This window comes from Streptomyces daliensis (assembly GCF_054782395.1).
Genome location: NZ_BAAGSO010000070.1, coordinates 26,856 through 50,677, shown reverse-complemented (window position 1 = coordinate 50,677; position 23,822 = coordinate 26,856). Strand labels below are relative to the sequence as shown.

Below are 23,822 nucleotides of genomic sequence, written 5' to 3'. Positions count from 1 at the left end.
GCGATTTGAATAATCTCCAACCAGTGGAACTTGCGCGCGTGTTGACGGGTGGGATCTAATCGATCCGACATCCGTGAAACCCTGAGAGGAGCGGATTGTGGAGGGTGACCTCGACGCACGTATTGAGCAGCACATCGAATCGTGGCTGACCCCTTCCGTGCTCTTCGATCTCTCCGGAAGATTTCAGCGCGACGGCTTCATCAAGGTGCGCGAAATATACCCCGATGAGATCCGTGAGAGCGTACGGGAGGAGGTTCTTCTCCTGCTGGAGAAGAACGCCGAGCGCCGTGATCTCCTGCTGGAGACGACGGGCAACACCCCGCGCTTCATGAGCGTGGTGCGCAGCGAGTTCATCGCGGCACAGGGCGAGCTGATCAACCGCCTCTACCGCTCGCAGCCCCTGATCGCGGCGCTGGAGCGGATCGCGGGCGAGAAGCTGTACGCCTGCCCCGCGGCCGACGAGGAGTTCCTGATCACCCGTCAGGAGAAGAAGGGCGACACCCACGGCTGGCACTGGGGCGACTTCAGCTTCGCGCTGATCGGGCTCATCGACACCCCGCCGCTGGAGGTCGGCGGCATGCTCCAGTGCGTACCGCACACGAAGTGGGACAAGTCGAACCCCCGCATCCACGAATACCTCTGCGCCAACCCGATCACGACGTACGGCTTCGTGCCCGGTGACTTCTATTTCCTGCGCACCGACACGACGCTGCACCGCACGGTGCCCCTCAACGAGGACGCGCGGCGCATCATCCTCAACCTCACCTGGGCGGGCGAGCGGGACTTGCGCGGCGCCCCCAAGGGCGACGACCGCTGGTGGGAGAACAGCGAGGCCCAGGCGGCGAGCGCGGTGCAGGACTGACGGTGGCGCGACCGACGGGGGACCAAAGGTGACGTTCACCCTCGGCGACCAGCACGATCCGGCGACGCTCGCCGACGCCGGACGGCTGGTCGCCGGAGCCACGAACGAGGAACTGGCCGCGCGCGTACGCGCGCTGGTCGCCGACAACGCGCGCTGGCGCGGCGCCGAATGCCTCAATCTCATCGCCGCCGAGTCGCCCACGAGCCCGGGGGTGCGCGCGCTGCTGTCGGCCGAGGTCGGCACCCGGGCCTCCGGCGGCCACATCGGGGCGCTCTCGCGCTGCTTCCCCGGCATGGTCTACATCGACCAGCTCGAAGCGCTCTGCGTCGAGTTGCTGAAGGACCTCTTCGGCTCCGGCTTCGCCGACCAGCGGCTGATGGGCGGCATGGCGGGCTGCATGGTGGCCTTCACCGCGCTGGCCGAGCCGGGCGACCACCTGATGAGCCTGTCCCTGGCGGCCGGGGGCGACTCCAGCGGCCACGACGAAGGGCCGGGCGGGGCGCGTGGCCTCACCGTCTCGTCGATCCCCTTCGACCCCGTCGAACTCACCGTCGACCTGGATGCCTTCCGCAGGGAGGCCGAGGCGCGGCGCCCGCGCGTGGTGTCGCTCAACCAGACCACGGCGCTGTTCCCGCTGCCGGTGCGCGAGATGAAGCGGATCATCGAGCCGTGGGGCGGGCGCCTCTACTTCGACGGGGCGCACCAGGCCGGGCTCATCGCGGGGCGGCAGTACCCGGACCCGCTGGCCGAGGGCGCCGACGTGCTCACCGGCTCCGGCGGCAAGACCTTCAGCGGTCCGCAGAGCGGCATGATCCTGTGGAACGACGAGGAACTGAGCGTCCCGATCGTCTCCGCGATCTTCCCGGTGCTCACCGGATCGCACCAGCTCAACCGGGTCGCGGCGCTCGCGCTCGCGGCGTGCGAGCTGCGCGAGTTCGGCGTCGGCTACATGGCGGCCGTGGTCCGCAACGCGCGGGCGCTCGCCGCCGCGCTGCACGCGCGCGGCTTCGCCGTGGTGGGGGAGCGCCGGGGGTTCACGGCGACGCACCAGGTGCTGGTGGACGTGCGCGCGCACGGGGGCGGGGTCGCCGTCAGCCAGGCGCTGGAGCGCGCCGGGATCATGGTGAACAAGATGCTGCTGCCGGCGGCCGAGGACGTGCCGGACCCGGTGTCCGAGGGCATCAGGATCGGCACCGTCGAGGTCACCAGACTCGGCATGGGACCGGCCGAGATGGAGACCGTCGCCGATCTGATCACGCGGGTCGTGGTGGCCGGTGAAGAGCCGGAGGCGGTCGCGGCGCGGGTACGGGAATTCCGTTCCGCTTTCCAGATACTGAGGTTCTGCTTTCCGGCAGAGCCCGCGGAGCCCGCAGAGTCCGCAGTTCCAGCGGATCCCGGGGAATTACCCGCGGATCCGGAAAACGGCGTGTCATCTCCTTCGGGGAAGAAGAGTTCCTTACGGGATGCCGCCCCGAACGAAGTGAGGTGATCAGGTGTACGCAGGGCTTCCCGCATTCGCCGGGGCTACCCTTCTCTTGGCCATGTCGCCGGGCCCGGCGTCCGTGCTCGTCATGCGGCAGACTCTTTACGGCGGCCGTCGCATAGCGGTCCTGTCCATTCTCGGCATCGCCAGCGGGCTCATCGCCTGGGTGGTCTCGGCGGCCCTCGGACTCACGGCCGTCATCGCCTCCAGCGAGGCGAGCCATCAGGTGATCCGCGTCCTCGGCGCGGCCGTCCTGGTGATCCTCGGCGCGCGGACGCTGCTGGCCGCGCGGCGCGCGCGTCAGGCGGAGGAGCGCGCGGAGGGCACGGAGAGCACGGCGGGCGCCGAGGGTGCCCAGGGGCCGGACGGCGCGGACGGGGCAGCGGGGGCGCCCCGTCCGGCAGCGCCCAAGGCCGCCTACCAGGCCGGTCTGCTGACCTGCCTCACCAACCCCAAGGTGGTCATCTTCGCGGCGGCGCTGCTGCCCCAGTTCGTCTCGGCCGGAAAGTGGTCCGGCTGGGTGGGAGTGGTCTACGCGCTGGTGTGGGCTGCGACGAGCAGTGTCTGGTACGTGTTCCTCATGGCCGTGCTCCGGCGCATGAGGTGGATCTACGAGCGCCCGGCCGTCCGCCGCCGACTGGAGCAGTTCTCCGGTCTCGTCCTCCTCGGCTTCGGCCTCCGCCTCGCCATGACGACGAGTTCGTAGAGAGTAGAGAGGGGACAGTGATGCTCAGTTCGCTCACCTATCCCGGGTACTCGGAGACGGCCTTCCGACGGCTGCTGGACACGCACGGGTACGTCTACCTGAACGAGATCCCCGACGGCTTCGACCACACGGACTTCTGCCGCCGCTACGGCGAGCTGATGCCGCAGTACGACGGGAAGCTGCACTACCTCATCCGGGCCGAGGAGGAGTTCCAGCACCTGAACCACTCGCTCACCACGAACCCGCTGCAACCGCACACCGATGGCTACGAGTTCACCGGAGCGCCGCCGCGCCACCTCGCGCTCTGGTGCCTGTTCCCGCCGTCCGACGGCGGGGGCCGCACGACGCTCTGCGACCTGTACCCGTTCCTGGACACGCTGGACGAGGAGGACCGGCGCACACTGGCCGAGCGCCGGTACCGCTTCCTCTCGGGCATCGAGGACACCAGCGTCGAGCGCTCGGCCCTGCACCCGGTGCTGGACGAGGGGGACGCGGCTCGTCCGACGGTCCGCTTCAGCCCGGACTTCGTCGAGGGCGACGCGTTCCTCACCGACGTCACGGGGCGCCTCCTCGACTACTTCCAGCGGCACCACGTCGAGATCGCGTACGAGACGAACGCGCTGCTGTTCTGGGACAACCTGCGCATGGTGCACGGGCGCACCGGCTACGAGGACCGCAGACGGCAGTTGCGCCGCGTCTGGCTGCGCTGACGCGTTGACGCGTCGACGTTCTGACGCGACGGCTCAGGCGGCGCGCAGCGGCGGCACCGTGGGCACCTCGATGGCGTTCGCGATGTCCTCCGGGGTCATCTTGAACTCCTCCGGGTACGCGTCCCGCAGCACGCGGCGGGCCGGTTCCGTGGTGCGCCAGGTGTAGAGGCACTGGCGGCACTGGAACACCTCCCACACGCCGGGCACGGGCGAGTCGGCGAGCTTGTCGAGGGCTTCATGGCCGCAGCGGGCACACATCATGGCGGGGTCTTCCTTCCGTTGACGTGACGGGGGTGGCGGGGGAGGGGGATCAGCGTGCGGCGGCCAGCATCGACTGGAGCCTGGCCGTCCACTCCTTCGTCTCCGGCAGGTCCTTCGCCGGGGTCGAGAAGTTGCCGCGCCGGTCCGGATCGACGGGAGTGGTCGCGTCGATGATCAGCTTGTTGGTGATACCGGCGGGCTCGGACGCGGGATCGAGTTCGAGGACCGAGAGGTTGGGGATGTTGACGAGGTCACCGGCCGGGTTGACCTTCGCGGACAGCGCCCACATGACCTGCGGCAGATTGAAGGGGTCCACGTCCTCGTCGACCATGATCACGGTCTTGACGTAGCCGAGCCCGTGCGGCGTGGTCATGGCCCGCATGCCGACCGCCTTCGCGAAGCCGCCGTACCGCTTCTTCGTCGAGATGATCACCAGCAGTCCGTGCGTGTACATGGCGTTGACCGCCTGCACCTCGGGGTATTCGGCGCGGAGCTGCTTGAGCAGCGGCACGCACGTGTTGGGCCCGATGAGGTAGTCGACCTCGGTCCACGGCATGCCGATGTAGAGGGACTCGAAGACCGGGTTCGTGCGGTACGAGACCTTGTCGATCCGCACCACCGTCATGTTCCGCCCGCCCGAGTAGTGCCCCGTGAACTCACCGAACGGCCCCTCGATCTCGCGCTTGCGGCCCTCGATGACGCCCTCCAGCACGACCTCGGAGCCCCACGGCACGTCGAACCCGGTCAGCGGCGCCGTGGCGATGGGCTCGGGCGCGCCGCGCAGGGCGCCTGCCATCTCGTACTCGCTCTGGTCGTACGCCATCGGCATGCCCGCGACGACGGAGATCACCGGCTCGTTCCCGAGCGTGATGGCGATGGGCAGGTCCTCGCCCTTCTCCTCCGCCTTGCGCAGATGCAGCGCCACGTCGTGCATCGGCACCGGCTGCATGCCCAGCTTGTTGCGGCCCTTGACCTCCAGCCGGTACGTGCCGACGTTCTGCTTGCCGAAGTCGTCCGGGTCCTCGGGGTCGCGGGAGACGACGGCTGCCTTGTCGAGATAGAAGCCGCCGTCGCCGTCGTTGAGGCGGAACAGGGGCAGGATCTTGAAGAGGTCGACGTCCTCGCCGTCGAGCGTGTTCTGGGCCCACGGTGCGTCGGGACGGCGCTCGGGCGCGACGGGGAAGTCGTCCCAGCGCCGCGCGAACTCCTCCACCTGGTCCTTGACCGAGGTCCCCACGGGCAGGCCGAGCGCGAGCGCGTGGTTGCGCCAGGAACCGTGCACGTTCATGGTGATACGGGCGTCCGTGAAGCCGGTGACGTTGTCGAACCAGAGCGCGGGGGCGCCCTCGCCGATCCGCCCCGCCGCGTTCGCGGCGGCGGCGAGATCCGGCTCGGGCGCGACCTCCTCGGTGACGCGCAGCAACTGCCCTTCCCCTTCGAGGGTGCGGAGGAAGGAGCGGAGGTCGTCGTAGGCCATGGGGTGTCGCCTTTCTGCGAGTGGTGTGGCGCGCGTCGTGCGACGCGGTTCAGGCGGTGCGCGCGGCGCGCATCCCCTCCCAGCGGCGGGCCGCGGGCGCGGGCAGGCCGAACTGGTCGAGGACCCGGGTGGTGAGGTGGTCGACGATGTCGTCGACGGATTCGGGACGGTTGTAGAAGGCGGGCATCGGCGGCACGATCCGCACGCCCATCCGCGAGAGCGCGAGCATGTTCTCCAGATGGATCTCGCTCAGCGGCGTCTCGCGCGGCACGAGCACGAGCGGGCGGCGCTCCTTGAGCACGACGTCCGCGGCCCGTCCGACGAGGCCGTCGGCGTAGCCAGCGCGTATCCCGGCGAGGGTCTTCATGCTGCACGGCGAGATCACCATGCCGTCGGTGCGGAAGGAACCCGACGAGATGGGCGCGCCCTGGTTCTCCGGGCTGTGCGTGGCGTCCGCGAGGGCGGCGACCTCGCGGACGGAGCGGCCGGTCTCCAGCTCGATCGTGGTGCGGGCCCAGCGGCTGAGCACGAGGTGGGTCTCGACGTCGGGGTCGCGCGCGAGGTGCTCCAGCAGCCGCACACCGAGGACGGCTCCGGTCGCTCCGGTGATGCCCACGATGAGCCGCATGCCGCACTCCTTCATAGTTTGTGTACGAACTATTTGTTTACACACTACCATTCCCGCATGGTGGACGCAGAACGGGCGCCCGGCGCCCCCGGCGAACTGAACCGCGATGTGCTCGCGCGCATGCGCAGGATCACGCAGCTTCATACCTCGCTCTGGCAGGAGCGGGTTCCTGAGCTGACCAAGCCGCAGTACGGGGTGGTGCGGGCGCTTGCCGACGCGCCCTCGGGGCTGTCGCAGGCGGCGGTGGGGGAGCGGGTGGCCATGGACAAGGCGACCCTCGCCCAGTTGATTCCCCGGCTGGAGGCGCGCGGGCTGGTCGTCCGCGCGGTGGCACCCGAGGACCGGCGCCGCCGTGTCCTGAAGCTCACCCCGGAGGGCGCGCGGACGGTCCGCGACCTGTCCCCCCGAGTCGAGGCCCTCGACGAGGAAACGCTCTCGCCGCTGCCCCCTTCGGACCGCCACACCCTGCAACGTCTCCTGACCGACCTCGCGGAGTAGGCCCTTCACGGGGGTGTTGCGCGGGACGGGTTGCCCTGTGTGGTGCGCACTGTAGGGTCCCGCGCCAATTTTTGTGCCCCTGTCCGGGGGTGCCGTCATGTGGCTTGGCGCCGTGTTCGGCTGCCTGGCCGGTGGCTTCGGCGCGGCGTGTGGATCGGTGCTTTGCGGCTGGCGCCGCGTGTTTCTTGGCTCGGGTCGTGGTTGTGGGTGTGTGGGTGGTGGGTGTCCGGTGCCGGGGTGGGGTGTCTCCTCGGCGTGAAGGTCTCGTTTACGGCTTTCCGCCGGTGACTTTCTCGACCTGCGGGGACACCCCACCCCGTCCCCGTCCCGCCGGTGGCCCCCTGCCCGGTTCCGGGTCGGCTGACGCCCGCTCCCGCCCCTGGCGCGGGACCTCCGGTCCCCGCTTCACGGGGCGACCGGTCCCGCGCAACTCCCCCTGTCGGCGGGGCGCCTATCCGAGTGCCCCTCGGGGTTTCGTTCGCGGCTGCGGGCCGGTGGGTGGGTTGTGCCCACCCGTTCCGCCATGCGGAACGCTTGCCCACAACAGTTGGAGCGGACCGGAAGCTGGCCGCGACCCCCCGCAAGTGGTGGCGACGAGTATGTGCAGGCAGCCGAAAAGCCGACCCGCACTTGTCGCCGCCCGAGGAGACACCCCGGCACGGCACCGACCCCCACCACACACGGGCCCCACACGACCACCGGCACAAACCAAGAACCACGCGGCGCCAGCCGCAACGCACCGCAACCACACGCCGCGCCGAAGCCACCGGCCCGCACCCGAAAAACGCCGCGCCCCGTGCAGCGGCACAAAAATGTTGTGGGCAATCGTCCCGCTGGCGGGACGGGTGGGCACAACCCGTGCCACCGGCCCGCCACACGCGAACGAACCCCCAAAGGGGCACCCACACCAGGCGCACCCCTACGAGAGAGGAGCACTCCGTGAAGGCTTCACCCCGCACCCCGTGAAGGGGTGCGACCCGCGACGGGGGAACCCTGCGTTTCCTGCCGCCCCCCGCGAAGGGTGGCGTACAACGTGACGCCGCCCGCCAGGGCCATCGCGGCGAGGGCCATCGCGACCGTCGCCCCCCAACCGCCGCCCGCGAAGGCCGCCGCGCCCAGCGCCCCGCCGACGGAACTCCCCATGTAGTACGCCATTTGGTACAGCGCCGACGCCTGCGCCTTGCCCTCCTTCGCGGTGTGGCTCACCGAGCCCGAGGCCACCGCGTGCCCGGCGAAGAAGCCCGCCGTGATCAGGACGAGGCCCAGGACGACCGCGACCATGTTGTCGGACAGGCTCAGCAGCAGGCCAGCCGACGCGGTGCCGATGCCCAGATAGAGCGTGCCGCGGCGCCCGAGGCGCGCGTTCAGCCTGCCCGCCGTCGCGGAGGCCACCGTACCGACCAGGTAGATCACGAAGATCGAGCCGACCAGCCCCTGCGAGAGCCCGAAGGGCTCGGCGACGAGGCGGTAGCCGATCACGGTGTAGACCGCGCCGAAGACGGTCATGAACAGCAGCCCGATCGCGTACAGCCTCCGCAGCAGCGGATCGGACAGATGCATGGCCACCGTGCGCCCCAGCGCCCGCGCACTCGCCGGACGGGCCTTGAAGTGCCGCGCCTTGGGCACGAGCAGCCGGAAGGCGACCGCGCACAGCAGGGATGTCACGGCCACCGCCGCGAGCCCCACGCGCCACCCCCACGCCTCGGTGACCCAGCCGGTGAGGATGCGGCCGCTCATGCCGCCGACGCTGTTGCCCGCGACGAACAGCCCCGTCGCGCCGACGAGATACCGCGCCCGCACCTCGTCGGCCATGAACGCCATCGCGGACGCGGGGACGCCCGCGACCGCCGCGCCCTGGAGTGTGCGCAGTGCGATCAGCGTGCTCAGGTTCGGCGCGAACGGGATCACGAGCGCGAGGGCGACGGCCACCGCCATGGACGCGGTGAGCATGCTGCGCCGCCCGAAGCGCTCGGAGAGGGCGCTCAGCGGCAGTACGGCCACCGCGAGGCCGATCGTCGCGCCCGAGACGGTCCAGCTCGCCTGGTCGGGGGTGGCACCCAGGTCGTGGGAGATCTCGGGGAGCAGTGCCTGCGTCGAGTAGAGCAGCGCGAACGTCGCGAGTCCCGCCGCGAAGAGCGCGAGCCGCATCCGGCCGTGGCCCGGATCACCAGGGCTCAGCTTCGTCGCCTCGGGGTCGGCGGGAGGAAGAGAAGGAGAGGGGTCAACAACGGCGCCCACGGTGGTGGACGCCTTGGTATCAACAGGAGGCATGCCTCGAAGTTACGATCACGTGTTTGATGCGTCCAATGCACAGAGGGGCCATAATCGTTCCAGCAGTGCATTACCGCAGATGAGGAGGGGCCGTGTCACCGCGACGCAACGTAAATGACAGCTCCGTCACATCCGACTGGGCCGCCTCGCTCACCCCGCGTCTGGCCCAGTTCGCTGCCGTCGCACGCCACGAGCACGTGACCCGCGCGGCGCTCGAACTCGGCGTCCCCCAGTCGACGTTGAGCCGCGCCGTCACACGCCTGGAGGCGGATCTCGGGGTCGCGCTCTTCGCGCGCCACGGCCGCGCCCTCTCCCTCACCCCCGCCGGCCGCACCTTCCTCGCGTCGGCCGAACGCGCGCTGGCGGCCGTCGAGCAGGCGGCCGAGTCCGTGCGCTCCGACGCCGACCCGGCCACCGGCAAGGTCGCCTTCGGCTTTCTGCACACGCTGGGCTGGGAGACCGTGCCGAGCCTGCTGCGCGCCTTCCGCGCCGACCACCCGCGCGTGCGGTTCTCGCTCGTGCAGAACTACGGCGAGGCCATGCTCGACCGCCTCCGCGCCGGTGACCTGGACCTCTGTCTGACGTCGCCGGTCCCGGACGCGCCGGACCTGGTCGCCCGCCGCCTCGACGAGCAGCGGCTCAGCCTCGTCGTGCCCGACGACCACCGGCTCGCCTCCCGCAAGCGCATCCGTCTCGCAGAGGCGGCCGACGAGTCCTTCGTGACGCTGGAGCGCGGCTACGGCATGCGCCGCATCCTCGACACCCTGTGCGCTGAGGCGGGCTTCACGCCGCGCATCGCCTTCGAGGGGGAGGAGGCGGAGACGGCCCGCGGGCTGGTGGCGGCAGGGCTGGGCGTCGCGCTGCTGCCGCCACCGGTGATCACCAGGCCGGGCGTCCGCGAGCTGACGGTGACCGCGCCCCGCGCGGTGCGCGAGATCGGCCTCGCCTGGCTGGCGGGCCATCCGGACACCCCGCCCGTCGCCGCGTTCAAGAAGTTCCTGCTGGCGCGCAGGGGACAGCTCCTCTCGGGCTGACGGCCCCCGGCACGCCCCTACGAGCCTCCGGCGTCCCGCGTGCGCGGCTTGGCGCGTACGTGCATGCGCTCGCCCTGGCTGCCGAAGAGGCTCAGCACCTCCACCGGCTGGTCGTCCGCGCTGCCGAACCAGTGCGGCAGCCGGGTGTCGAACTCGGCGGCCTCGCCGGGGCCCAGCACCAGATCGTGGTCGGCAAGCACGAGCCTGAGCTTGCCCGCGAGCACGTAGAGCCACTCGTAGCCCTCGTGCGTGCGCGGCTCCGGATCGTTGCGCCTGGAGGGGATCACCATCTTGTACGCCTGGAGCCCGCCGGGCTGGCGCGTCAGCGGCAGCACCGTCATGTCGTGCACCCGCCGTGGCGCGATCCGCACCCGAGGGTCCCCGACCTCGGGGGCGCCGATCAGCTCGTCCAGGGGCACCTGATGGGCCCGCGCGATGGGCAGCAGGAGTTCGAGACTCGGGCGCCGCTGCCCCGACTCCAGCCGCGAGAGGGTGCTCTTGGAGATTCCGGTCACCTCCGAGAGTGCGGTCAGTGTCACCTCGCGCTGCGTACGGATGCGCCGGAGGCGGGGGCCGACCTCGCTGAGCACGTCGGCCAGAGATGCGTCGTGGCTGTGGCTGTGATCGTGGCTGTGACTGTCCTCGTCCATGCCCTCATCACACCTCGCTTTCCCGGGTTCAGCAACAAAAGTTGTCGCTTCTGGGACTTGCGGTGCACGTTCGGCGGCAGACACCCCACCCAGGAGGTCCCGTGACAGCGCAGCAGCACACCCACACCCACCAGCCCGGCCACCAGCACGACCACTCCCACTCCCAGTCGCACGATCACACCCACTCCCACTCCCACTCCCACGAGGACATCGACTGGGAGGCCATGGCCGATCACCTCGAACGCGAGGCCGAGATCGGTCTCCCCTTCCTGGACGAGGCCGCCGCCTGGCTGCGCGGCCTGCTGCGCGACTCCGTCGCCGTCACCCGTGTCCTCGACGTGGGCAGCGGCCCCGGCGTGGCCACGTCCCAGCTCGCGCTGGCCTTCCCCGAGGCGGAGGCCGTCGCCGTCGACGGCGCGCCGAAGCTGCTGGAGCGGGCCCGCGCCCGCGCCGACGCACTCGGCGTCGGCGACCGCGTGACCACCCGCAAGGCCGAGCTGCCCGACGACCTCGGCTCGCTCGGCGAGGCCGACCTGGTCTGGACGGGCCACGTCGTCCACCACCTCGGCGACCAGCAGGAGGCACTGCGCGAGATGGGCCGCCTGCTGCGCCCCGGCGGGGTGCTCGCCGTCGTCGAGAGCGGCCTGAACGCGCGCTTCCTGCCCCGCGACATCGGGATGGGGCGTCCGGGCCTGCTGGCGCGGGTCGAGGCGACCCGCGAGGACTGGTTCGTCCGCATGCGGACCGCGCTGCCCGGTCACAAGGCGACCGTCGAGCACTGGCCGGGGCTGCTCGCCGCCGCCGGTCTGACCCCGTCGGGCACCCGCTCCTTCCTGACGGACATCCCGGCGCCCGTGGACGCGCCCGTACGGGCCCACCTCCACGCCCAGCTCACCCGCATGCGCGACGTCCTCACGGACGAGCTGGCGGCCGACGACCTGACCGTCCTGGACCGCCTCCTGGACGACGACTCCCCGGAGGGCATCCTGAACCGCCCCGACGCCTTCTACCTGACGGCGACGACGGTCCACACGGCGCGCCGCACCGCGTAACCCGGCCCCCGCCGCCAGGCGCTATGCCCTGAGCGACTTCCCGAACCCCGAGGCGAGGGGCATGCGCAGGCCCAGCGGCGGGGGCGCCGCCATCGCGTCGGTGAGGGGGCGCGCGAAGTCGCGCCCGCACAGCGTGCCCAGGACGAAGTCCTGGGCCAGCGCGACCACTTCCGCGTGGTGCTGCCGCAGCCCGTGCCCGTCGCTGTGGACCTCGAACCTGCACACGTCAGCGTTGATCTTCTTCGCCCGCTCGGCGAGCCGGTACGACAGCTCCGGATCGGTCCGTACGTCATCCGTGCCGTGCACCATCAGCACACTGCGCCCGGCCAACTGCTTCACGGGCTCGGGCTCCGGCCGGGACCCGGTCCCGGATCCGGCCCCCGCGCCCTCCGGCTCGTCGCCGGGCCCTGGCAGCCACGTCCCCAGCGCGAGCACCGAGGTGACGGCTGGATGCCCGGCGGCGCGCAGTGCCGCACGGGCGCCGACGTCCACCCCGACGAGGCAGACGGGCACGTCCCCGTACCGCCGCACCGTCTCGTCGAGCGCCCACTCCGCGTCCCGCGCGGGATGCGCCGCGTCGCCGTTCCAGCCGCGGTAGCGGTAGTGGACGACGTGCGCGACGAGCGACTCCTCGCGCGCGGCCCGCACCAGCCGCCGCGCCAGCGGAAACGCCTGCGCCGCCGCGACGGGCGAGCGCCGCCGCACGCTCCGCGCCACCCCGCCCCCCGGCAGCAGGAGCACCACGGCGTTCGCGGCGGCCCCCGCCGCCGCTCCCATCGCCCTTCCCAGCCGGGCCTCCCGGTCCGGCAACGCTTGCTGAGCCATGGCAAGAACGATGGCAGAAGCGCGGGTGTACGCATCGTTCCAGGGGATCACCATTACGTATCGAATCCCCGCCCGAACTCCCCGCCCGCACCGGCCGGTCCGCGACGGGCGGCCCCCGGCCGGTCCAGGGTCGATCCTCGGCCCATCCGTGTCCGGTCCGCGTCGGACGAGTGCCATCTACGCGCGTAGGAGCTACAGTACGAAAATGACGAGCCAGACCCTCAACACCGTCCCCACCGAGGAGCAGATCCGACGCGCTCCCAAGGTTCTTCTGCACGATCACCTCGACGGCGGCCTCCGTCCCGCCACCATCGTGGACCTCGCGCGCGAGACGGGCTATGACGCGCTGCCCGAGTCCGAGGCCGACCGCCTGGAGGCATGGTTCCGCGAGTCCGCCGACTCCGGTTCGCTGGAGCGGTATCTGGAGACCTTCAGCCACACCGTCGCCGTGCTGCAGACCCGCGACGCGCTGTTCCGCGTCGCCGCCGAGTGCGCTGAGGACCTGGCGGCCGACGGCGTCGTCTACGCGGAGGTCCGCTACGCGCCCGAGCAGCACCTCGAAGGCGGCCTCGGCCTCGAAGAGGTCGTCGAGGCCGTGAACGAGGGCTTCCGCGAGGGCGAGCGCCGGGCCCGCGCCGCGGGCCACCGCATCCGCGTCGGCGCCCTGCTCACCGCGATGCGCCACGCGGCCCGCGCCCTGGAGATCGCCGAACTGGCGAACCGCTACCGCGACGTGGGCGTCGTCGGCTTCGACATCGCGGGCGCCGAGGCGGGCTACCCTCCCACCCGCCACCTCGACGCCTTCGAGTACCTCAAGCGCGAGAACAACCACTTCACGATCCACGCGGGCGAGGCGTTCGGCCTGCCCTCCATCTGGCAGGCGCTCCAGTGGTGCGGCGCCGACCGCCTCGGCCACGGTGTGCGCATCATCGACGACATCCAGGTCGCCGACGACGGCACGGTGAAGCTCGGGAGGCTCGCCTCGTACGTGCGGGACAAGCGCGTCCCGCTGGAGCTGTGCCCCTCGTCCAACCTCCAGACGGGCGCGGCCACCTCGTACGCCGAGCACCCCATCGGCCTGCTGCGCCGGCTGCACTTCCGGGCGACGGTGAACACCGACAACCGGCTGATGAGCGGCACGAGCATGAGCGGCGAGTTCGCCCGCCTGGTCGAGACGTTCCGCTACACGCTGGACGACATGCAGTGGTTCACCGTCAACGCGATGAAGTCCGCGTTCATCCCTTTCGATGAACGTCTCGCCATGATCAACGAGGTCATCAAGCCGGGATACGCCGAGCTGAAGTCCGAGTGGCTCTTCCAGGACGCTCTCACGGGCACCGCTGTGACCAGCGCTTCCACCGGCGAACCGGGCTGAGTCCGGGGTGCCGGGACACGCCCGGGAGTGGTGCTCCGGGGGAGTCCCGGCACCGACTCTCGGACGTTTCGACGTGTTTGCCGCCGGTTCCCTCTGTGGCTACGTTCGCCGGGCTGCTCAAGCCACCTTCACAAGGACGTAGTTACAGATGAAGCAGGGAACCAAGAAGACCCTCGGTGTCGCCGCTCTCGGTGCCGCCTTCGTCGCCACCGGCTCGGGCGTCGCCTCCGCCGACACCGCCGAGACGGTGGGTGCCGCGGCCGGTGCGGCCAATCAGGTCGCGCAGGCGCTGCCGCTGGAGGAGGCGACCGAGAGCGTTCCGGGGAACAACGGGACGGTCAGGACCACCAAGGACACCCTGGGCAGCGCGAGCGAGAACATGCCGGGCGCGGTCGGCGAGATCGTCGACGCCACGGCGAAGAAGGACGAGGGCAAGCTGCTCGACCCCGTCGTGGAGAAGCTGCTCGGCGGCCTCCCGGTCCTGGGCGATCTGGCCAAGCAGGGTCTGGGCGGTCTGCCGACGGACAAGCTCACCGGTGGCAAGTCGCCCGTCGGCCTCCCGGTGAACACGACGCTCGGAAGCTGAGACCGGACGGCCCCCGGCCGTTTCCCGGTTTTCCCTTTCTTTCGCGGCCCGGAACTCGCCCCCCGCCCTCCGGGCCGTCGCGCAGCGGCGGGCCGACGCTCATGGACGTAGAGCGTCGGCCCGCCGCTTTCTCGCGTGTAAGGGCGCCATATTGGCCGGTCACCAGGCGGTGCCGGTCACCAGGCGGTGCGCTGGTCCTCGTTCGGGAGGAAGATCCACAGCGCGAGGTAGAGCAGGAACTGGGGGCCGGGGAGCAGGCAGGAGAGCAGGAAGATCACCCGCATGGTGGTGGGCTTCATGCCGAAGCGGTGGGCCAGTCCGGCGCACACACCGCCGATCATCCGGCCATGACGAGGGCGGGCAAGTGCGGACATGTCGGCGACTCCTTCGCTTCATGAGGTATGTATGCCTTGATGCTTCGACGGTAAGCCGCACGGCGCCTCGTGCGCTTCGGTCTACGGGGCGATCCCGACCCTGGGAGCTCTCGGGGTCGAACCCTGAGCGCCCTGCGCCCCGTGGCCCGTGCCGCCGCGCCGGGTGAGCGGGCCCTTCGGCCGCGCCTCGCCGGCGGTCCTGCGCAGCAGCCAGGCCCGCAGCGGCGGGAAGAGCAGCAGGCAGCTCAGGGCCACCCCCGCGGTGTTCAGCAGTACCGTGTCCACATTCACGACCTGGCCGGGGATGCCCGTCTGGAGCAGCGCCGTCCCCAGCGAGATCATCGCCCCGGCGAAGACCGTACGGGCACAGGTACCCGCCAGTCCGCGGTGCAGTCGTCCCGCGGCCAGGGGAAGCAGCACGCCGAGCGGCGCGAACATCAGCAGCCCGCAGCCGATGCTCTCCAGCGCGGCGTGCGGTCCGGCGGCGAGGTCGGAGCGGATCGTGGCGAAGGGCCGCAGGTTGCCGGGCGCGACCCAGGGCACGGCCAGGGGCCGCAGCGTCAGCCACCCGGCGATCAGCAGATGCGCGGTCAGCAGGACGAGACCTGCGACGCGGATACGGGGAGTGGCGGTACCGCCGCCACTGACATGACGCTGCACGCCGGAGAGGACGCCACGACCGGCGGGCGCGGTTCCGGTGGCGCCTGTCACGCCCGTGTCACCGCGTGCGCCGCGCGGGGCGCGCCGTGGGCGCGTGCGCCGGGGGCCCGTGAGGGAGCGGCGCCCTCGTCCCCGTACCGGATCCAGGTCGCGCATCCCGGCACACCGCGTCCCGCGTCAGACCCGGGTGCCCGCCGTTCTGGCCGCCTCCGGCTGCGTGCGCAGCGCCGTCTCGCACTCGTAGCGGCGCGGCGGTTCGTCCGCCTTGGCCGGGCCGCCCAGGGTCACCGACTTCTCGGCGTCCCCCGCCGGGGTGTTCGCGTAGGTGCAGACGATCTGCGCGAGCGCGAAGGCGGGCAGCTCGTCCGGGGCCGTGCTCAGCCGCAGCGTCGCGTCGGGGTCGCCCTCGCTGGGGGCCTCGGCCTCCAGGTCGCGCGGCACGGCCGTCTCGAAGCCTGCCGCGTGCTCCTCGGGGTACGGCTCGGCCTGCAACTCGTTCAGGAGCGTGCGCGCGGCGGTGAGCCGGTCCTTGTCCGTGGTCCCGTCGGGCAGGTCCACGCGGCGCTCGACGTGGGAGACGCGGGAGCTGCACACGAGGTAGATCCGTACCTGCGGGTTCCCCTTGGCCGCGTCCGCGCTGTCGTCGTCCGCCCTGTCGACGGGCATGACGCAGCCCACGCGCGAGGGCGCGGCGCCCGCGTCCACGGGCACGGACGTGGCCCGGATGCCGCACCCGGCGAGGAGCAGCGCGGCCGTCGCGGTCCCGGCGGCGAGGGCCACGAGCCGCAAGGGCCCGGCAGCGCGCGCGGCCCCGGCAGCGCGCCCCGTCGTCCCGTCGCCCCTCATCGGCTGCCCCCTTCGTCGCCGTCACCGTCGCCCCGGCCCGTGCCGGGGGTGTCGTCGCCCGGGTCCGCGTCCGGGTCGCCGTGGGCCTCGTCGTCCTCGGGGAGCGCGTTCGCGCCGTGGGGGAGGCGGAGGGTGAAGACGGCGCCGCCCTCGGGCGCGTTGTGCGCGGTGATCGAGCCGCCGTGGATGTGCGCGTTCTCCTGTGCGATGGACAGGCCCAGTCCGCTGCCCTCGGAGCGGGGGCGGGAGGCGCTGGCCTTGTAGAAGCGGTCGAAGACGTGCGGCAGCACCTCTTCGGGGATGCCGGGGCCCCGGTCCGCGACCTCGATCACCAGCACGTCGGGCTCCGTACGCACCGAGATCCGCACCGGCGAACCCCCGTGCTTCAGCGCGTTGCCGATCAGGTTCGCGAGGATGACGTCGAGCCTGCGGGGGTCGAGGCGCACCATGATGCCCCGGTCCGCGTCCAGCTCGACGGCGTCCAGCCAGGCCCGCGCGTCGATGCAGGCGGTCACCTGGTCGGCCACGTCCACGTCGTCGAGCACGACCTTGGCGGTGCCCGCGTCAAACCGGGTCACCTCCATCAGGTTCTCCACCAGGTCGTTGAGCCGACGGGTCTCGCTGACCACCAGCTGGACGGCGGGCGCGATCATCGGGTCGAGGTTGTCCTGCTCCTCCTCCAGCACCTCGGTCACCGCCGAGATCGCCGTCATCGGGGTGCGCAGCTCGTGCGACATGTCCGCGACGAAGCGTCGGCTGGACGCCTCGCGGGCGCTCAGCTCGGCCACCCGCCGCTCCAGCGATGAGGCGGTCTGGTTGAACGTGCGCGACAGCTCGGCCAGTTCGTCCGTGCCCGACACCTTCAGCCGGGTGTCGAGCTTGCCCTCGCCCAGCCGGGTCGCCGCGTCCGCCAGCCTGCGCACGGGCCGCAGCACCGTGGTGGCGGCGGCCTGCGCGATGAGCATCGCGCCGATCAGCGCGAGCCCGGTGGCGATCCCGAGGGACCAGGCCAGCGAGTTGAGGTCGTCGCGCTCCGGCGCCAGCGACTTGAGCATGTAGCCCGACGGCGTGCCCGTGTCGCTGTCACCGATGAGCTTCGCGCCGCCGACGAGGTAGGGGTCGCCGTCGCTCTTCTTCGTGATCCGCTGCCAGTAGAGGTGGTACGGGTAGGAGTTGCCGTCGTCCACGGGGCGGCGCTTGGCGACGGCCTTGCGCAGCGCGGACGGCACGTCGGAGACGGCGAAGGCGCTACGGTCCGACGCGACCGCGCACGGCTCGCCGCGCGCGTCCTCGCCGAAGAGGAGGACCTGGTAGTTCTGCGTGGTGCCCGCCATGCTCCGCGCCGCGTCGCGCAACTGCTCGCAGTCGAACTTGCGCGGCAGGCTGCCCGCGTTGTCCTCCATGGACTTGCGGAAGTCGTTGAGCGCGGCGTTCTGGGCGCGGGTGAGGACGGCGTCCCTGTTGAGCCAGTAGGCGATGCCCGAGGCCGAGACGGCGGCCGTCAGCGCGACCAGCGCGAACACGACGACGAGCCGCAGCCGCAGCGTCGGCAGTACCCCCGCGAACCACGCGCGCAGCCGGCCCGGCCGCGTCGCGTCTGTCACGAGGGAGTGTCCAGCCGGTAGCCGACGCCGCGCACGGTACGGATCAGGGTCGGGGACGAGGGCACGTCCTCGACCTTGGCGCGCAGCCGCTGCACACAGGCGTCGACGAGCCGCGAGTCACCGAGATAGTCGTGCTCCCACACCAGCCGCAGCAACTGCTGCCGCGACAGGGCCTGTCCTGGGCGCCTGCTCAGCTCCAGCAGGAGCCGCAGCTCCGTGGGAGTGAGCTGGAGGTCCTCGCCGTTCTTGGTCACCGTCATCGCCGAGCGGTCGATGACCAGGCTGCCGAACGTCGCCGCGTCGTTGGACTCCCGCTCGCCGCGCCGCATCACCGCGCGGATACGGGCGTCGAGCACCCGGCCCTGCACGGGCTTGACGACATAGTCGTCGGCCCCGGACTCCAGGCCCACCACCACGTCGATGTCATCGCTGCGCGCGGTGAGCAGGATGATCGGCAACTGGTCGGTGCGGCGGATGCGGCGGCACACCTCGAAGCCGTCGATGCCCGGCAGCATCACGTCCAGCACGATCAGATCCGGCCGCTGCTCGCGCAGCAGTTTGAGGCCGTCCTCGCCGGACGCGGCGGTCACCACGCGATGACCCTGACGGGTCAACCCCATCTCCAGGGCCGTACGGACAGCGTCGTCGTCCTCGATCAGCAACAGGAAAGGCACGCGCGCCATTCTGGCCCATGGGCGGCCCGGACTTCGACCGCGGGCCTGTGAGGGGGCTGTGGCGGGTGCCGCGGTGGTGGGCGAGGCGGGACGGAGACGAGTGGCGGTAACGGATCACGCAACGATCACGGCGCACGGGAGATCCGGCCTGTGACACCCCTGTGACAGTCGGGGGACCTCGCGATGAAACTGGCGCGGCAAGGTTTACCGCATCGAGCAAGCGACCGGGATGGCTCCGAGGGGGGCGCAAAGATGAACACACTGCACCGCACCACTACCAGCGCAGTTATTCACACGCGCCTGCACACCCCTGCGGTTCCAACGAGCCGGATCGCGGAGAAGTCCGGTGCCGTGAGCGGGCGGGGGTGCGCTCGCGGCACCGGGCGTCAGCGTCCACAGCACATCGGTGCGGTGGAGGGTCTCAGGGGAGAGACCAGGGGGGAAGCGGAGTACAGGGAGGAATCGGGGGAGCGGAGCGAGAGCGTCTCAGAGGCGGAGTTCACCGCCTACGTACGCGAGCGCCGCGCCTCCCTGTACGCCACCGCCTACCACCTGACCGGTGACCGCTTCGAGGCCGAGGACCTGCTCCAGAGCGCGCTGTTCTCCACGTACCGTGCCTGGGACCGGATCAGCGACAAGGCGGCCGTCGGCGGTTATCTGCGCCGGACGATGACGAACCTGCACATCAGCGCGTGGCGCCGCCGCAAGCTGAACGAGTACCCGACGGAGGAGCTGCCGGAGACGCCGCACGACCAGGACGCGATGCGCGGTACCGAACTGCGCGCCGTGCTCTGGCAGGCGCTCGCCCGGCTCCCCGAACTTCAGCGCACGATGCTGGTCCTCCGCTACTACGAGGGCCGCACGGACCCGGAGATCGCGGAGATCCTGGACATCAGCGTCGGCACGGTCAAGAGCAGCATCTGGCGCTCGCTGCGCCGGCTGCGCGACGACGAGGTGCTCAGCTTCGGCCGGGACCAGGACGAGTCCTTCGGCGAGCTGGTCGCCTGAGAGACGCCCGAGGGGGGCGTGGGGGGAACACGGGGGAGCACCACCGGGGGGTGGGGAAACGGGGATCACGGGGGATCCACGGGGAGAGGGAGCGGGTCCAGCCGGCCGGGGGGTCTGGCTGGGCCCGCTCTTTCGTGTGCGCGCTGTGTCACGTCGCCGTCGCGACAGGGTCAGGCGTGCGGGCGCGCCGTCTCCCGGAGCCGGGCGATACGGGCCATCGCCTCGTCCCGCGCGCACGGCAGCGCTCCCAGTGCCCGGTGCCGCTCCACGATCGCGCCCTCGGCGCGCAGCAGCCGCCAGCCGCGGCGCAGCAGTACGGGCACCGACTTGCGGCCCTCGCGCAGGTCCCGCAGCAGCCGCCGCCGGAAGGTGGTGGAGGGGCGGCCGCGCAGGCAGATCGCCTCGGCCAGCACGCCCAGTTCGCGGCAGCGGGCCACTATGTCGGCGGCGAAGATGCCCTCGGCGACGAACAGGGGCGCGCCGTCCAGGCGCAGTTCCTCCTCGCCGGTGCGGGCGCTGGTGGCGATGTCGTACACCGGGGCCGTCGTACGGCCGCTCGCGCACAGTTCCACGACGGCGGCGACCGCCGCCTCCGCGTCCCAGGAGAGCGGGGAGTCCCAGTCGGTCCCGGCGCCGTCGGGGAGCCGGGGGAGGGTGGGGTCGTCGTGCTCCTTGTAGAAGTCGTCGAGGCGCAGCACCGGCAGCCCCGTGCGGGCCGAGAGGCGGGACTTGCCCGACCCTGAGGGCCCGGTCAGCAGGATGACGCGGGGGGCGCGGCGGGGCCCGGCGGAGGCGGGGGCGTGGGCGGTGCCGGTGTGGTGGGTGCTGGTCACGAGGAACCATTGTCGGTCATGGTTCCGAGCCGTGAACCCCCTCGGGACGGGGTGCTACGTGTCCCGTCCGCGCGGTCACTGGCGGTAGCCGTCTAGGAAGCGGCCGATGCGGCTGATGGCGGCGTCCAGGTCGTCCGCGTAGGGGAGGGTGAGGATGCGGAAGTGGTCGGGCGTGGGCCAGGCGAAGCCGGTGCCCTGGACGACCTGGATCTTCTCGCGCAGCAGCAGGTCCAGTACGAAGCGCTCGTCGTCGTGGATCTTGTGGACCTTGGGGTCCAGGCGCGGGAAGGCGTAGAGCGCGCCCTTGGGCTTCACGCAGGAGACGCCCGGGATGTCGTTGAGCCGTTCCCAGGCGCGGTCGCGTTGCTCGTGGAGCCTGCCGCCGGGGAGGACGAGGTCCTGGATGGACTGGCGTCCGCCGAGCGCGGCCTGGATGGCGTACTGCGCGGGGGCGTTGGGGCACAGCCGCATGGAGGCCAGCGTGCCCAGGCCCTCCAGATAGTTCTTCGCGTGCTGCTTGGGGCCCGAGACGACGAGCCAGCCGGAGCGGAACCCGGCCACGCGGTACGCCTTGGACAGGCCGCTGAAGGTCAGGCAGACGAGGTCGGGCGCGAGGGCCGCGGCGTGGTGGTGGACGGTGCCGTCGTAGAGGATCTTGTCGTAGATCTCGTCGGCGAAGACCATCAGATGGTGGCGGCGGGCGAGGTCGAGGATGCCTTCGAGGATCTCGCGCGGGTAGACGGCGCCCGTGGGGTTGTTGGGGTTGATGATCACGACGGCGCGGGTGCGGTCGGTGATCTTGGCGGCCATGTCCGTCAGATCCGGGTACCAGTCGGAGGACTCGTCGCACATGTAGTGGACGGCCTTGCCGCCCGCCATCGTCGTCACGGCCGTCCACAGGGGGAAGTCGGGTGCGGGAATCAGGACTTCGTCGCCGTCGTCGACGAGCGCGTGCACGGCCATGGAGACGAGTTCGGAGACGCCGTTGCCGAGGTAGACGTCGTCCACACCGGTGTCGGGCAGGCCGCGCTCCTGGTAGTGCTGGGCTACGGCGCGGCGGGCCGGGAGGATGCCGCGCGACTCGGTGTAGCCATGGGCCTGGGGCAGCATCCGGATGACGTCCTGGAGGATCTCCTCCGGCGCCTCGAAGCCGAAGAGCGCCGGGTTGCCCGTGTTGAGCCGCAGGACGCTGTGGCCCGCCTCCTCCAGGGCGTCGGCCTGCTCGATGACCGGGCCGCGGATCTCGTAACAGACCTCGCTGAGCTTGCTCGACTGCCGGAACTCCATGGGTGGGCCTTCCTCTCGTCCCCGCCGTGTCCGCGTGGCCGTCGCGCGGCCCCCGCTTGCTTGGTTCTACCAAGTGGCCACTTGGAAAGTCCAACTTATTGCTTAGACTGCGTCGTATGCCACGCCGAACGCACCGCAGCTACGACCAGTTCTGCGCCATCGCCCGCGCCCTCGACCTCGCCGGGGACCGGTGGACCCTGCTGATCGTCCGGGAACTGCTGGCCGGGCCCCGCCGCTACACCGACCTGCACACCGATCTGCCGGGCGTCAGCACGGACATGCTGGCCACCCGGCTCAAGGACATGGAGCGCGACGGGCTCGCCGAGCGCAGGCGGCTGTCGCGGCCCGGCGCCGCGCACGTCTACGAGCTGACGGACAAGGGGCGCGGGCTGCTGCCCGTCCTCACCGCGCTGGCCGCGTTCGGCGCGCCCGAGCTGGCCGAGCGCCACGACACCGACGCGCTGCGCGCGCACTGGTTCGCGCTGCCGCTGCTGCGCGCGCTGGAGCGGGCTGCGGGGGCTGCGGGGGCGCATGCCGTCGGCACCGTCGACGTCCGGCTGGAAGAAGGCACGTTCCATCTGCGGCTCGGCGCGGGCGGGGATGCGGGCGGGGGCGCGGGTGCCGTGTACGGGGAGGGTCCCGCCGAGCCCGCCGCCGACGCGCGGATCGAGCTGGACGTGGACGCGTGCGTGGGGCTGGCCGAGGGTTCGCTGACGGTGGAGGCCGGGGCGAAGGACGGCACGGTCAGGGTGCGCGGGGAGGGGGCGCTGGCGCGGGCGCTTCGGGGAGAGGCGTAGGGAGGGGTTCCGGTTCGGGCGCCTCGCGTACGGCCGTCGTCCCGGGTCCGGAAACGGGGGAAGTGGCGTCGTGCGCGCGGTTATTGTCGCGGCACCGGGTGGCTCGCCCCACGAGTCACCGTGCTCTTCGCGCGAGGAGAAGCATGACCGCCGTCGCACCGCCCGCGTACTTCGACGCCTACGACGCCGTGCTGCGCCGGTGGCCCGCCGGGACCGAGACCGTCGAGGTTCCCTCGCTGTACGGCACCACCCGCGTCAACGTCCTCGGCCCGCGCGAGGCGCGCCCCCTCGTCCTGCTGCACGGGGGCGGCGCCACCTCCACCGTCTGGGCGGCGAACGCGGCAGCGCTCAGCCGTACGCACCGCGTCTGCGCCGTCGACCTCGTCGGCGACCCGGGACGCAGCACGCTCGCCCCTGGCCAGCGGCTCACGGGCGTCGGGGACCTGATGGCCTGGCTGGACGGGGTGCTGGACCACTTCGTGCCCGGCGGGGACGGGGGCGAGGGCGGCCAGGCGGTCCAGGCGGACCTGTGCGGGCACTCCTACGGCGCCTGGATCGCGCTCACCTACGCGCTGCACGCCACCGGACGCGTACGCCGCCTCGCGCTCCTCGACCCCACCCAGTGCTTCGCGTCCTTCTCGCCGCGCTATCTGCTGCGCGCGCTGCCGCTGCTGCTGCGTCCGACAGCGGCGCGTGCGCGCGGCCTCGTCGGCTGGGAGACGGGCGGCGCCGCGCTGGACCCCGACTGGCTGGAGCTGTACGCGCGGGGCACCTCCGACTTCCCCTCGGCGCGCCCCGTCACGGGCCCGCGTCCCTCCGCCGCACGGCTGCGCGGGCTGACGGCGCCGCTGCTGGTGCTGCTCGCGGGGGATAGCCGCGCGCACGACGTGCGGCGGGTGGCGGCGGGGGCGCGGCGCGCGGTGCCCGGGGCCGTCGTGGAGACGCTGCCCGGCGTCTCGCACCACGCGCTCCCGCTGCACGCGCCCGCCCACGCCCGGCTCGACGAGCGTCTTACGGAGTTCTTCGGGGACGACGGCCGCTGACGAGCGGTTCTTCGGCGGACGGGACTTCGGTACCGGTACCGGTGCCGATACCGGTACCGCCACCGTCGCCGTACCCGTTCCGTCGGCCCGCCGCCGCTCCAGCGCACGCGCACCCGCGCGCAGCACCGGCAGGCACAGCCACCGAGGACAGCAGGGAGGCGGCGAGCGCGTTCATCGACGTCTTCCGGCGCACCTTCGGGCACACGCCGGGCACGCACCAGCAGGGCGCCCGTCACGGCTGAGACCGGGGCCGGGGCCCAGCCGTGACGGGCGCGACG

The 23,822-nt window shown here is 71.7% G+C and carries 26 protein-coding genes; 13 read left to right on the top strand and 13 right to left on the bottom strand.

Going from position 1 to position 23,822, the window contains the following annotated elements; translation table 11 throughout:
* Nucleotides 1-97: 97 nt before the first annotated feature.
* From ACYVOO_RS16420 to ACYVOO_RS16405, 4 genes are read left to right on the top strand one after another with little or no spacing between them, the layout of a single operon-like run.
* Nucleotides 98-862 (top strand): HalD/BesD family halogenase, encoded by a 765-nt coding sequence (locus tag ACYVOO_RS16420; RefSeq protein ID WP_461016380.1) that lies wholly within the window; start codon nucleotides 98-100, stop codon nucleotides 860-862.
* A gap of 28 nt (nucleotides 863-890) precedes the next feature.
* A complete protein-coding gene (locus ACYVOO_RS16415; protein WP_461016379.1) occupies nucleotides 891-2,351 on the top strand; it encodes a hypothetical protein in 1,461 nt (486 codons plus the stop codon).
* Nucleotides 2,352-2,403: 52 nt separating this feature from the next.
* A complete protein-coding gene (locus ACYVOO_RS16410; RefSeq protein WP_461016378.1) occupies nucleotides 2,404-3,051 on the top strand; it encodes a LysE family translocator in 648 nt (215 codons plus the stop codon).
* Between the two features lie 20 nt (nucleotides 3,052-3,071).
* Nucleotides 3,072-3,761, top strand: coding sequence for a TauD/TfdA dioxygenase family protein (locus ACYVOO_RS16405; protein ID WP_461016377.1), 690 nt, complete (start codon nucleotides 3,072-3,074; stop codon nucleotides 3,759-3,761).
* 33 nt (nucleotides 3,762-3,794) lie between these two features.
* Here the strand turns inward: ACYVOO_RS16405 and ACYVOO_RS16400 are convergent, their stop codons facing one another.
* From ACYVOO_RS16400 to ACYVOO_RS16390, 3 genes are read right to left on the bottom strand one after another with little or no spacing between them, the layout of a single operon-like run.
* Nucleotides 3,795-4,022: a non-oxidative hydroxyarylic acid decarboxylases subunit D gene (locus ACYVOO_RS16400; RefSeq protein ID WP_461016376.1), complete on the bottom strand. Its 228-nt coding sequence runs from the start codon at nucleotides 4,020-4,022 to the stop codon at nucleotides 3,795-3,797.
* Between the two features lie 49 nt (nucleotides 4,023-4,071).
* Nucleotides 4,072-5,499 (bottom strand): non-oxidative hydroxyarylic acid decarboxylases subunit C, encoded by a 1,428-nt coding sequence (locus ACYVOO_RS16395; protein ID WP_461016375.1) that lies wholly within the window; start codon nucleotides 5,497-5,499, stop codon nucleotides 4,072-4,074.
* A gap of 49 nt (nucleotides 5,500-5,548) precedes the next feature.
* On the bottom strand, nucleotides 5,549-6,127 hold the full coding sequence (locus ACYVOO_RS16390) for a non-oxidative hydroxyarylic acid decarboxylases subunit B (protein WP_461016374.1): 579 nt from the start codon (nucleotides 6,125-6,127) through the stop codon (nucleotides 5,549-5,551).
* 57 nt (nucleotides 6,128-6,184) lie between these two features.
* On the opposite strand from ACYVOO_RS16390, the gene ACYVOO_RS16385 reads away from it, so the two are divergent.
* Nucleotides 6,185-6,625, top strand: a complete 441-nt coding sequence (locus tag ACYVOO_RS16385) for a MarR family winged helix-turn-helix transcriptional regulator (RefSeq protein ID WP_461016373.1) — start codon at nucleotides 6,185-6,187, stop codon at nucleotides 6,623-6,625.
* Nucleotides 6,626-7,573: 948 nt separating this feature from the next.
* Here the strand turns inward: ACYVOO_RS16385 and ACYVOO_RS16380 are convergent.
* Nucleotides 7,574-8,896, bottom strand: coding sequence for an MFS transporter (locus ACYVOO_RS16380; protein WP_461016372.1), 1,323 nt, complete (start codon nucleotides 8,894-8,896; stop codon nucleotides 7,574-7,576).
* A gap of 92 nt (nucleotides 8,897-8,988) precedes the next feature.
* Here ACYVOO_RS16380 and ACYVOO_RS16375 point away from each other — a divergent pair, with 92 nt between their 5' ends.
* A complete protein-coding gene (locus ACYVOO_RS16375; protein ID WP_461016371.1) occupies nucleotides 8,989-9,930 on the top strand; it encodes a LysR family transcriptional regulator in 942 nt (313 codons plus the stop codon).
* Nucleotides 9,931-9,947: 17 nt separating this feature from the next.
* On the opposite strand, the gene ACYVOO_RS16370 is transcribed toward ACYVOO_RS16375, so the two are convergent.
* Nucleotides 9,948-10,580, bottom strand: coding sequence for a helix-turn-helix domain-containing protein (locus ACYVOO_RS16370; protein WP_461016370.1), 633 nt, complete (start codon nucleotides 10,578-10,580; stop codon nucleotides 9,948-9,950).
* A 101-nt stretch (nucleotides 10,581-10,681) separates the two neighbouring features.
* On the opposite strand from ACYVOO_RS16370, the gene ACYVOO_RS16365 reads away from it, so the two are divergent.
* On the top strand, nucleotides 10,682-11,632 hold the full coding sequence (locus tag ACYVOO_RS16365) for a class I SAM-dependent methyltransferase (protein ID WP_461016369.1): 951 nt from the start codon (nucleotides 10,682-10,684) through the stop codon (nucleotides 11,630-11,632).
* Between the two features lie 21 nt (nucleotides 11,633-11,653).
* Here ACYVOO_RS16365 and ACYVOO_RS16360 read toward each other — a convergent pair whose 3' ends face one another.
* On the bottom strand, nucleotides 11,654-12,457 hold the full coding sequence (locus ACYVOO_RS16360) for an alpha/beta hydrolase (RefSeq protein ID WP_461016368.1): 804 nt from the start codon (nucleotides 12,455-12,457) through the stop codon (nucleotides 11,654-11,656).
* 205 nt (nucleotides 12,458-12,662) lie between these two features.
* Here ACYVOO_RS16360 and ACYVOO_RS16355 point away from each other — a divergent pair, with 205 nt between their 5' ends.
* Nucleotides 12,663-13,832 (top strand): adenosine deaminase, encoded by a 1,170-nt coding sequence (locus ACYVOO_RS16355; RefSeq protein ID WP_461016367.1) that lies wholly within the window; start codon nucleotides 12,663-12,665, stop codon nucleotides 13,830-13,832.
* A gap of 148 nt (nucleotides 13,833-13,980) precedes the next feature.
* The gene (locus ACYVOO_RS16350) at nucleotides 13,981-14,418 is read left to right on the top strand and encodes an ATP-binding protein (RefSeq protein WP_453349338.1); all 438 of its coding nucleotides are present in this window, start codon (nucleotides 13,981-13,983) and stop codon (nucleotides 14,416-14,418) included.
* Between the two features lie 176 nt (nucleotides 14,419-14,594).
* On the opposite strand, the gene ACYVOO_RS16345 is transcribed toward ACYVOO_RS16350, so the two are convergent.
* The 5 genes from ACYVOO_RS16345 to afsQ1 form a co-directional block, all read right to left on the bottom strand.
* The gene (locus ACYVOO_RS16345; RefSeq protein ID WP_453347890.1) at nucleotides 14,595-14,792 is read right to left on the bottom strand and encodes a PspC domain-containing protein; all 198 of its coding nucleotides are present in this window, start codon (nucleotides 14,790-14,792) and stop codon (nucleotides 14,595-14,597) included.
* A gap of 81 nt (nucleotides 14,793-14,873) precedes the next feature.
* The gene (locus ACYVOO_RS16340; RefSeq protein ID WP_461016366.1) at nucleotides 14,874-15,503 is read right to left on the bottom strand and encodes a VanZ family protein; all 630 of its coding nucleotides are present in this window, start codon (nucleotides 15,501-15,503) and stop codon (nucleotides 14,874-14,876) included.
* A gap of 126 nt (nucleotides 15,504-15,629) precedes the next feature.
* Nucleotides 15,630-16,298 carry a hypothetical protein gene (locus ACYVOO_RS16335; protein WP_461016365.1) on the bottom strand — a complete coding sequence of 223 codons (669 nt, stop codon included), beginning with the start codon at nucleotides 16,296-16,298 and terminating at the stop codon, nucleotides 15,630-15,632.
* Entirely contained in the window at nucleotides 16,295-17,902 is a 1,608-nt protein-coding gene (locus tag ACYVOO_RS16330; RefSeq protein WP_461016364.1) for an ATP-binding protein, read from the bottom strand. The genes ACYVOO_RS16335 and ACYVOO_RS16330 overlap by 4 nt, the downstream gene beginning before the upstream one ends.
* Nucleotides 17,899-18,576, bottom strand: coding sequence for a two-component system response regulator AfsQ1 (gene afsQ1 / locus ACYVOO_RS16325; protein ID WP_453347893.1), 678 nt, complete (start codon nucleotides 18,574-18,576; stop codon nucleotides 17,899-17,901). Before afsQ1 ends, ACYVOO_RS16330 begins: the two co-directional genes overlap by 4 nt.
* A 252-nt stretch (nucleotides 18,577-18,828) precedes the next feature.
* Here afsQ1 and ACYVOO_RS16320 point away from each other — a divergent pair, with 252 nt between their 5' ends.
* Nucleotides 18,829-19,584, top strand: coding sequence for a SigE family RNA polymerase sigma factor (locus ACYVOO_RS16320; RefSeq protein ID WP_461016363.1), 756 nt, complete (start codon nucleotides 18,829-18,831; stop codon nucleotides 19,582-19,584).
* A gap of 170 nt (nucleotides 19,585-19,754) precedes the next feature.
* Here the strand turns inward: ACYVOO_RS16320 and ACYVOO_RS16315 are convergent, their stop codons facing one another.
* Together ACYVOO_RS16315 and ACYVOO_RS16310 are read right to left on the bottom strand one after the other, a co-directional pair.
* The gene (locus tag ACYVOO_RS16315; RefSeq protein WP_461016434.1) at nucleotides 19,755-20,345 is read right to left on the bottom strand and encodes a uridine kinase; all 591 of its coding nucleotides are present in this window, start codon (nucleotides 20,343-20,345) and stop codon (nucleotides 19,755-19,757) included.
* Nucleotides 20,346-20,492: 147 nt separating this feature from the next.
* Nucleotides 20,493-21,704 carry a pyridoxal phosphate-dependent aminotransferase gene (locus ACYVOO_RS16310; RefSeq protein ID WP_461016362.1) on the bottom strand — a complete coding sequence of 404 codons (1,212 nt, stop codon included), beginning with the start codon at nucleotides 21,702-21,704 and terminating at the stop codon, nucleotides 20,493-20,495.
* Nucleotides 21,705-21,820: 116 nt separating this feature from the next.
* On the opposite strand from ACYVOO_RS16310, the gene ACYVOO_RS16305 reads away from it, so the two are divergent.
* The 3 genes from ACYVOO_RS16305 (at nucleotide 21,821) to ACYVOO_RS16295 (ending at nucleotide 23,786) form a co-directional block, all read left to right on the top strand.
* Complete coding sequence (locus ACYVOO_RS16305; RefSeq protein WP_461016361.1) at nucleotides 21,821-22,501, top strand: winged helix-turn-helix transcriptional regulator; 681 nt, start codon at nucleotides 21,821-21,823, stop codon at nucleotides 22,499-22,501.
* 143 nt (nucleotides 22,502-22,644) lie between these two features.
* Nucleotides 22,645-23,544: an alpha/beta fold hydrolase gene (locus ACYVOO_RS16300; RefSeq protein WP_461016360.1), complete on the top strand. Its 900-nt coding sequence runs from the start codon at nucleotides 22,645-22,647 to the stop codon at nucleotides 23,542-23,544.
* Nucleotides 23,545-23,585: 41 nt separating this feature from the next.
* Nucleotides 23,586-23,786 (top strand): hypothetical protein, encoded by a 201-nt coding sequence (locus tag ACYVOO_RS16295; protein ID WP_461016359.1) that lies wholly within the window; start codon nucleotides 23,586-23,588, stop codon nucleotides 23,784-23,786.
* Nucleotides 23,787-23,822 lie beyond the last annotated feature (36 nt).

Bases quoted from the DNA above. Each gene is read 5' to 3' on its own strand.
- ACYVOO_RS16400 (WP_461016376.1), bottom strand. From the start codon at position 4,022: ATGATGTGTGCCCGCTGCGGCCATGAAGCCCTCGACAAGCTCGCCGAC.
- ACYVOO_RS16370 (WP_461016370.1), bottom strand. From the start codon at position 10,580: ATGGACGAGGACAGTCACAGCCACGATCACAGCCACAGCCACGACGCA.
- ACYVOO_RS16320 (WP_461016363.1), top strand. From the start codon at position 18,829: ATGAACACACTGCACCGCACCACTACCAGCGCAGTTATTCACACGCGC.
- ACYVOO_RS16380 (WP_461016372.1), bottom strand. From the start codon at position 8,896: ATGCCTCCTGTTGATACCAAGGCGTCCACCACCGTGGGCGCCGTTGTT.
- ACYVOO_RS16385 (WP_461016373.1), top strand. From the start codon at position 6,185: ATGGTGGACGCAGAACGGGCGCCCGGCGCCCCCGGCGAACTGAACCGC.
- ACYVOO_RS16335 (WP_461016365.1), bottom strand. From the start codon at position 16,298: ATGAGGGGCGACGGGACGACGGGGCGCGCTGCCGGGGCCGCGCGCGCT.
- ACYVOO_RS16300 (WP_461016360.1), top strand. From the start codon at position 22,645: ATGACCGCCGTCGCACCGCCCGCGTACTTCGACGCCTACGACGCCGTG.
- ACYVOO_RS16310 (WP_461016362.1), bottom strand. From the start codon at position 21,704: ATGGAGTTCCGGCAGTCGAGCAAGCTCAGCGAGGTCTGTTACGAGATC.
- ACYVOO_RS16405 (WP_461016377.1), top strand. From the start codon at position 3,072: ATGCTCAGTTCGCTCACCTATCCCGGGTACTCGGAGACGGCCTTCCGA.
- ACYVOO_RS16390 (WP_461016374.1), bottom strand. From the start codon at position 6,127: ATGCGGCTCATCGTGGGCATCACCGGAGCGACCGGAGCCGTCCTCGGT.
- ACYVOO_RS16305 (WP_461016361.1), top strand. From the start codon at position 21,821: ATGCCACGCCGAACGCACCGCAGCTACGACCAGTTCTGCGCCATCGCC.
- ACYVOO_RS16355 (WP_461016367.1), top strand. From the start codon at position 12,663: ATGACGAGCCAGACCCTCAACACCGTCCCCACCGAGGAGCAGATCCGA.
- ACYVOO_RS16350 (WP_453349338.1), top strand. From the start codon at position 13,981: ATGAAGCAGGGAACCAAGAAGACCCTCGGTGTCGCCGCTCTCGGTGCC.
- ACYVOO_RS16360 (WP_461016368.1), bottom strand. From the start codon at position 12,457: ATGGCTCAGCAAGCGTTGCCGGACCGGGAGGCCCGGCTGGGAAGGGCG.
- ACYVOO_RS16410 (WP_461016378.1), top strand. From the start codon at position 2,404: ATGTCGCCGGGCCCGGCGTCCGTGCTCGTCATGCGGCAGACTCTTTAC.
- ACYVOO_RS16395 (WP_461016375.1), bottom strand. From the start codon at position 5,499: ATGGCCTACGACGACCTCCGCTCCTTCCTCCGCACCCTCGAAGGGGAA.
- ACYVOO_RS16345 (WP_453347890.1), bottom strand. From the start codon at position 14,792: ATGTCCGCACTTGCCCGCCCTCGTCATGGCCGGATGATCGGCGGTGTG.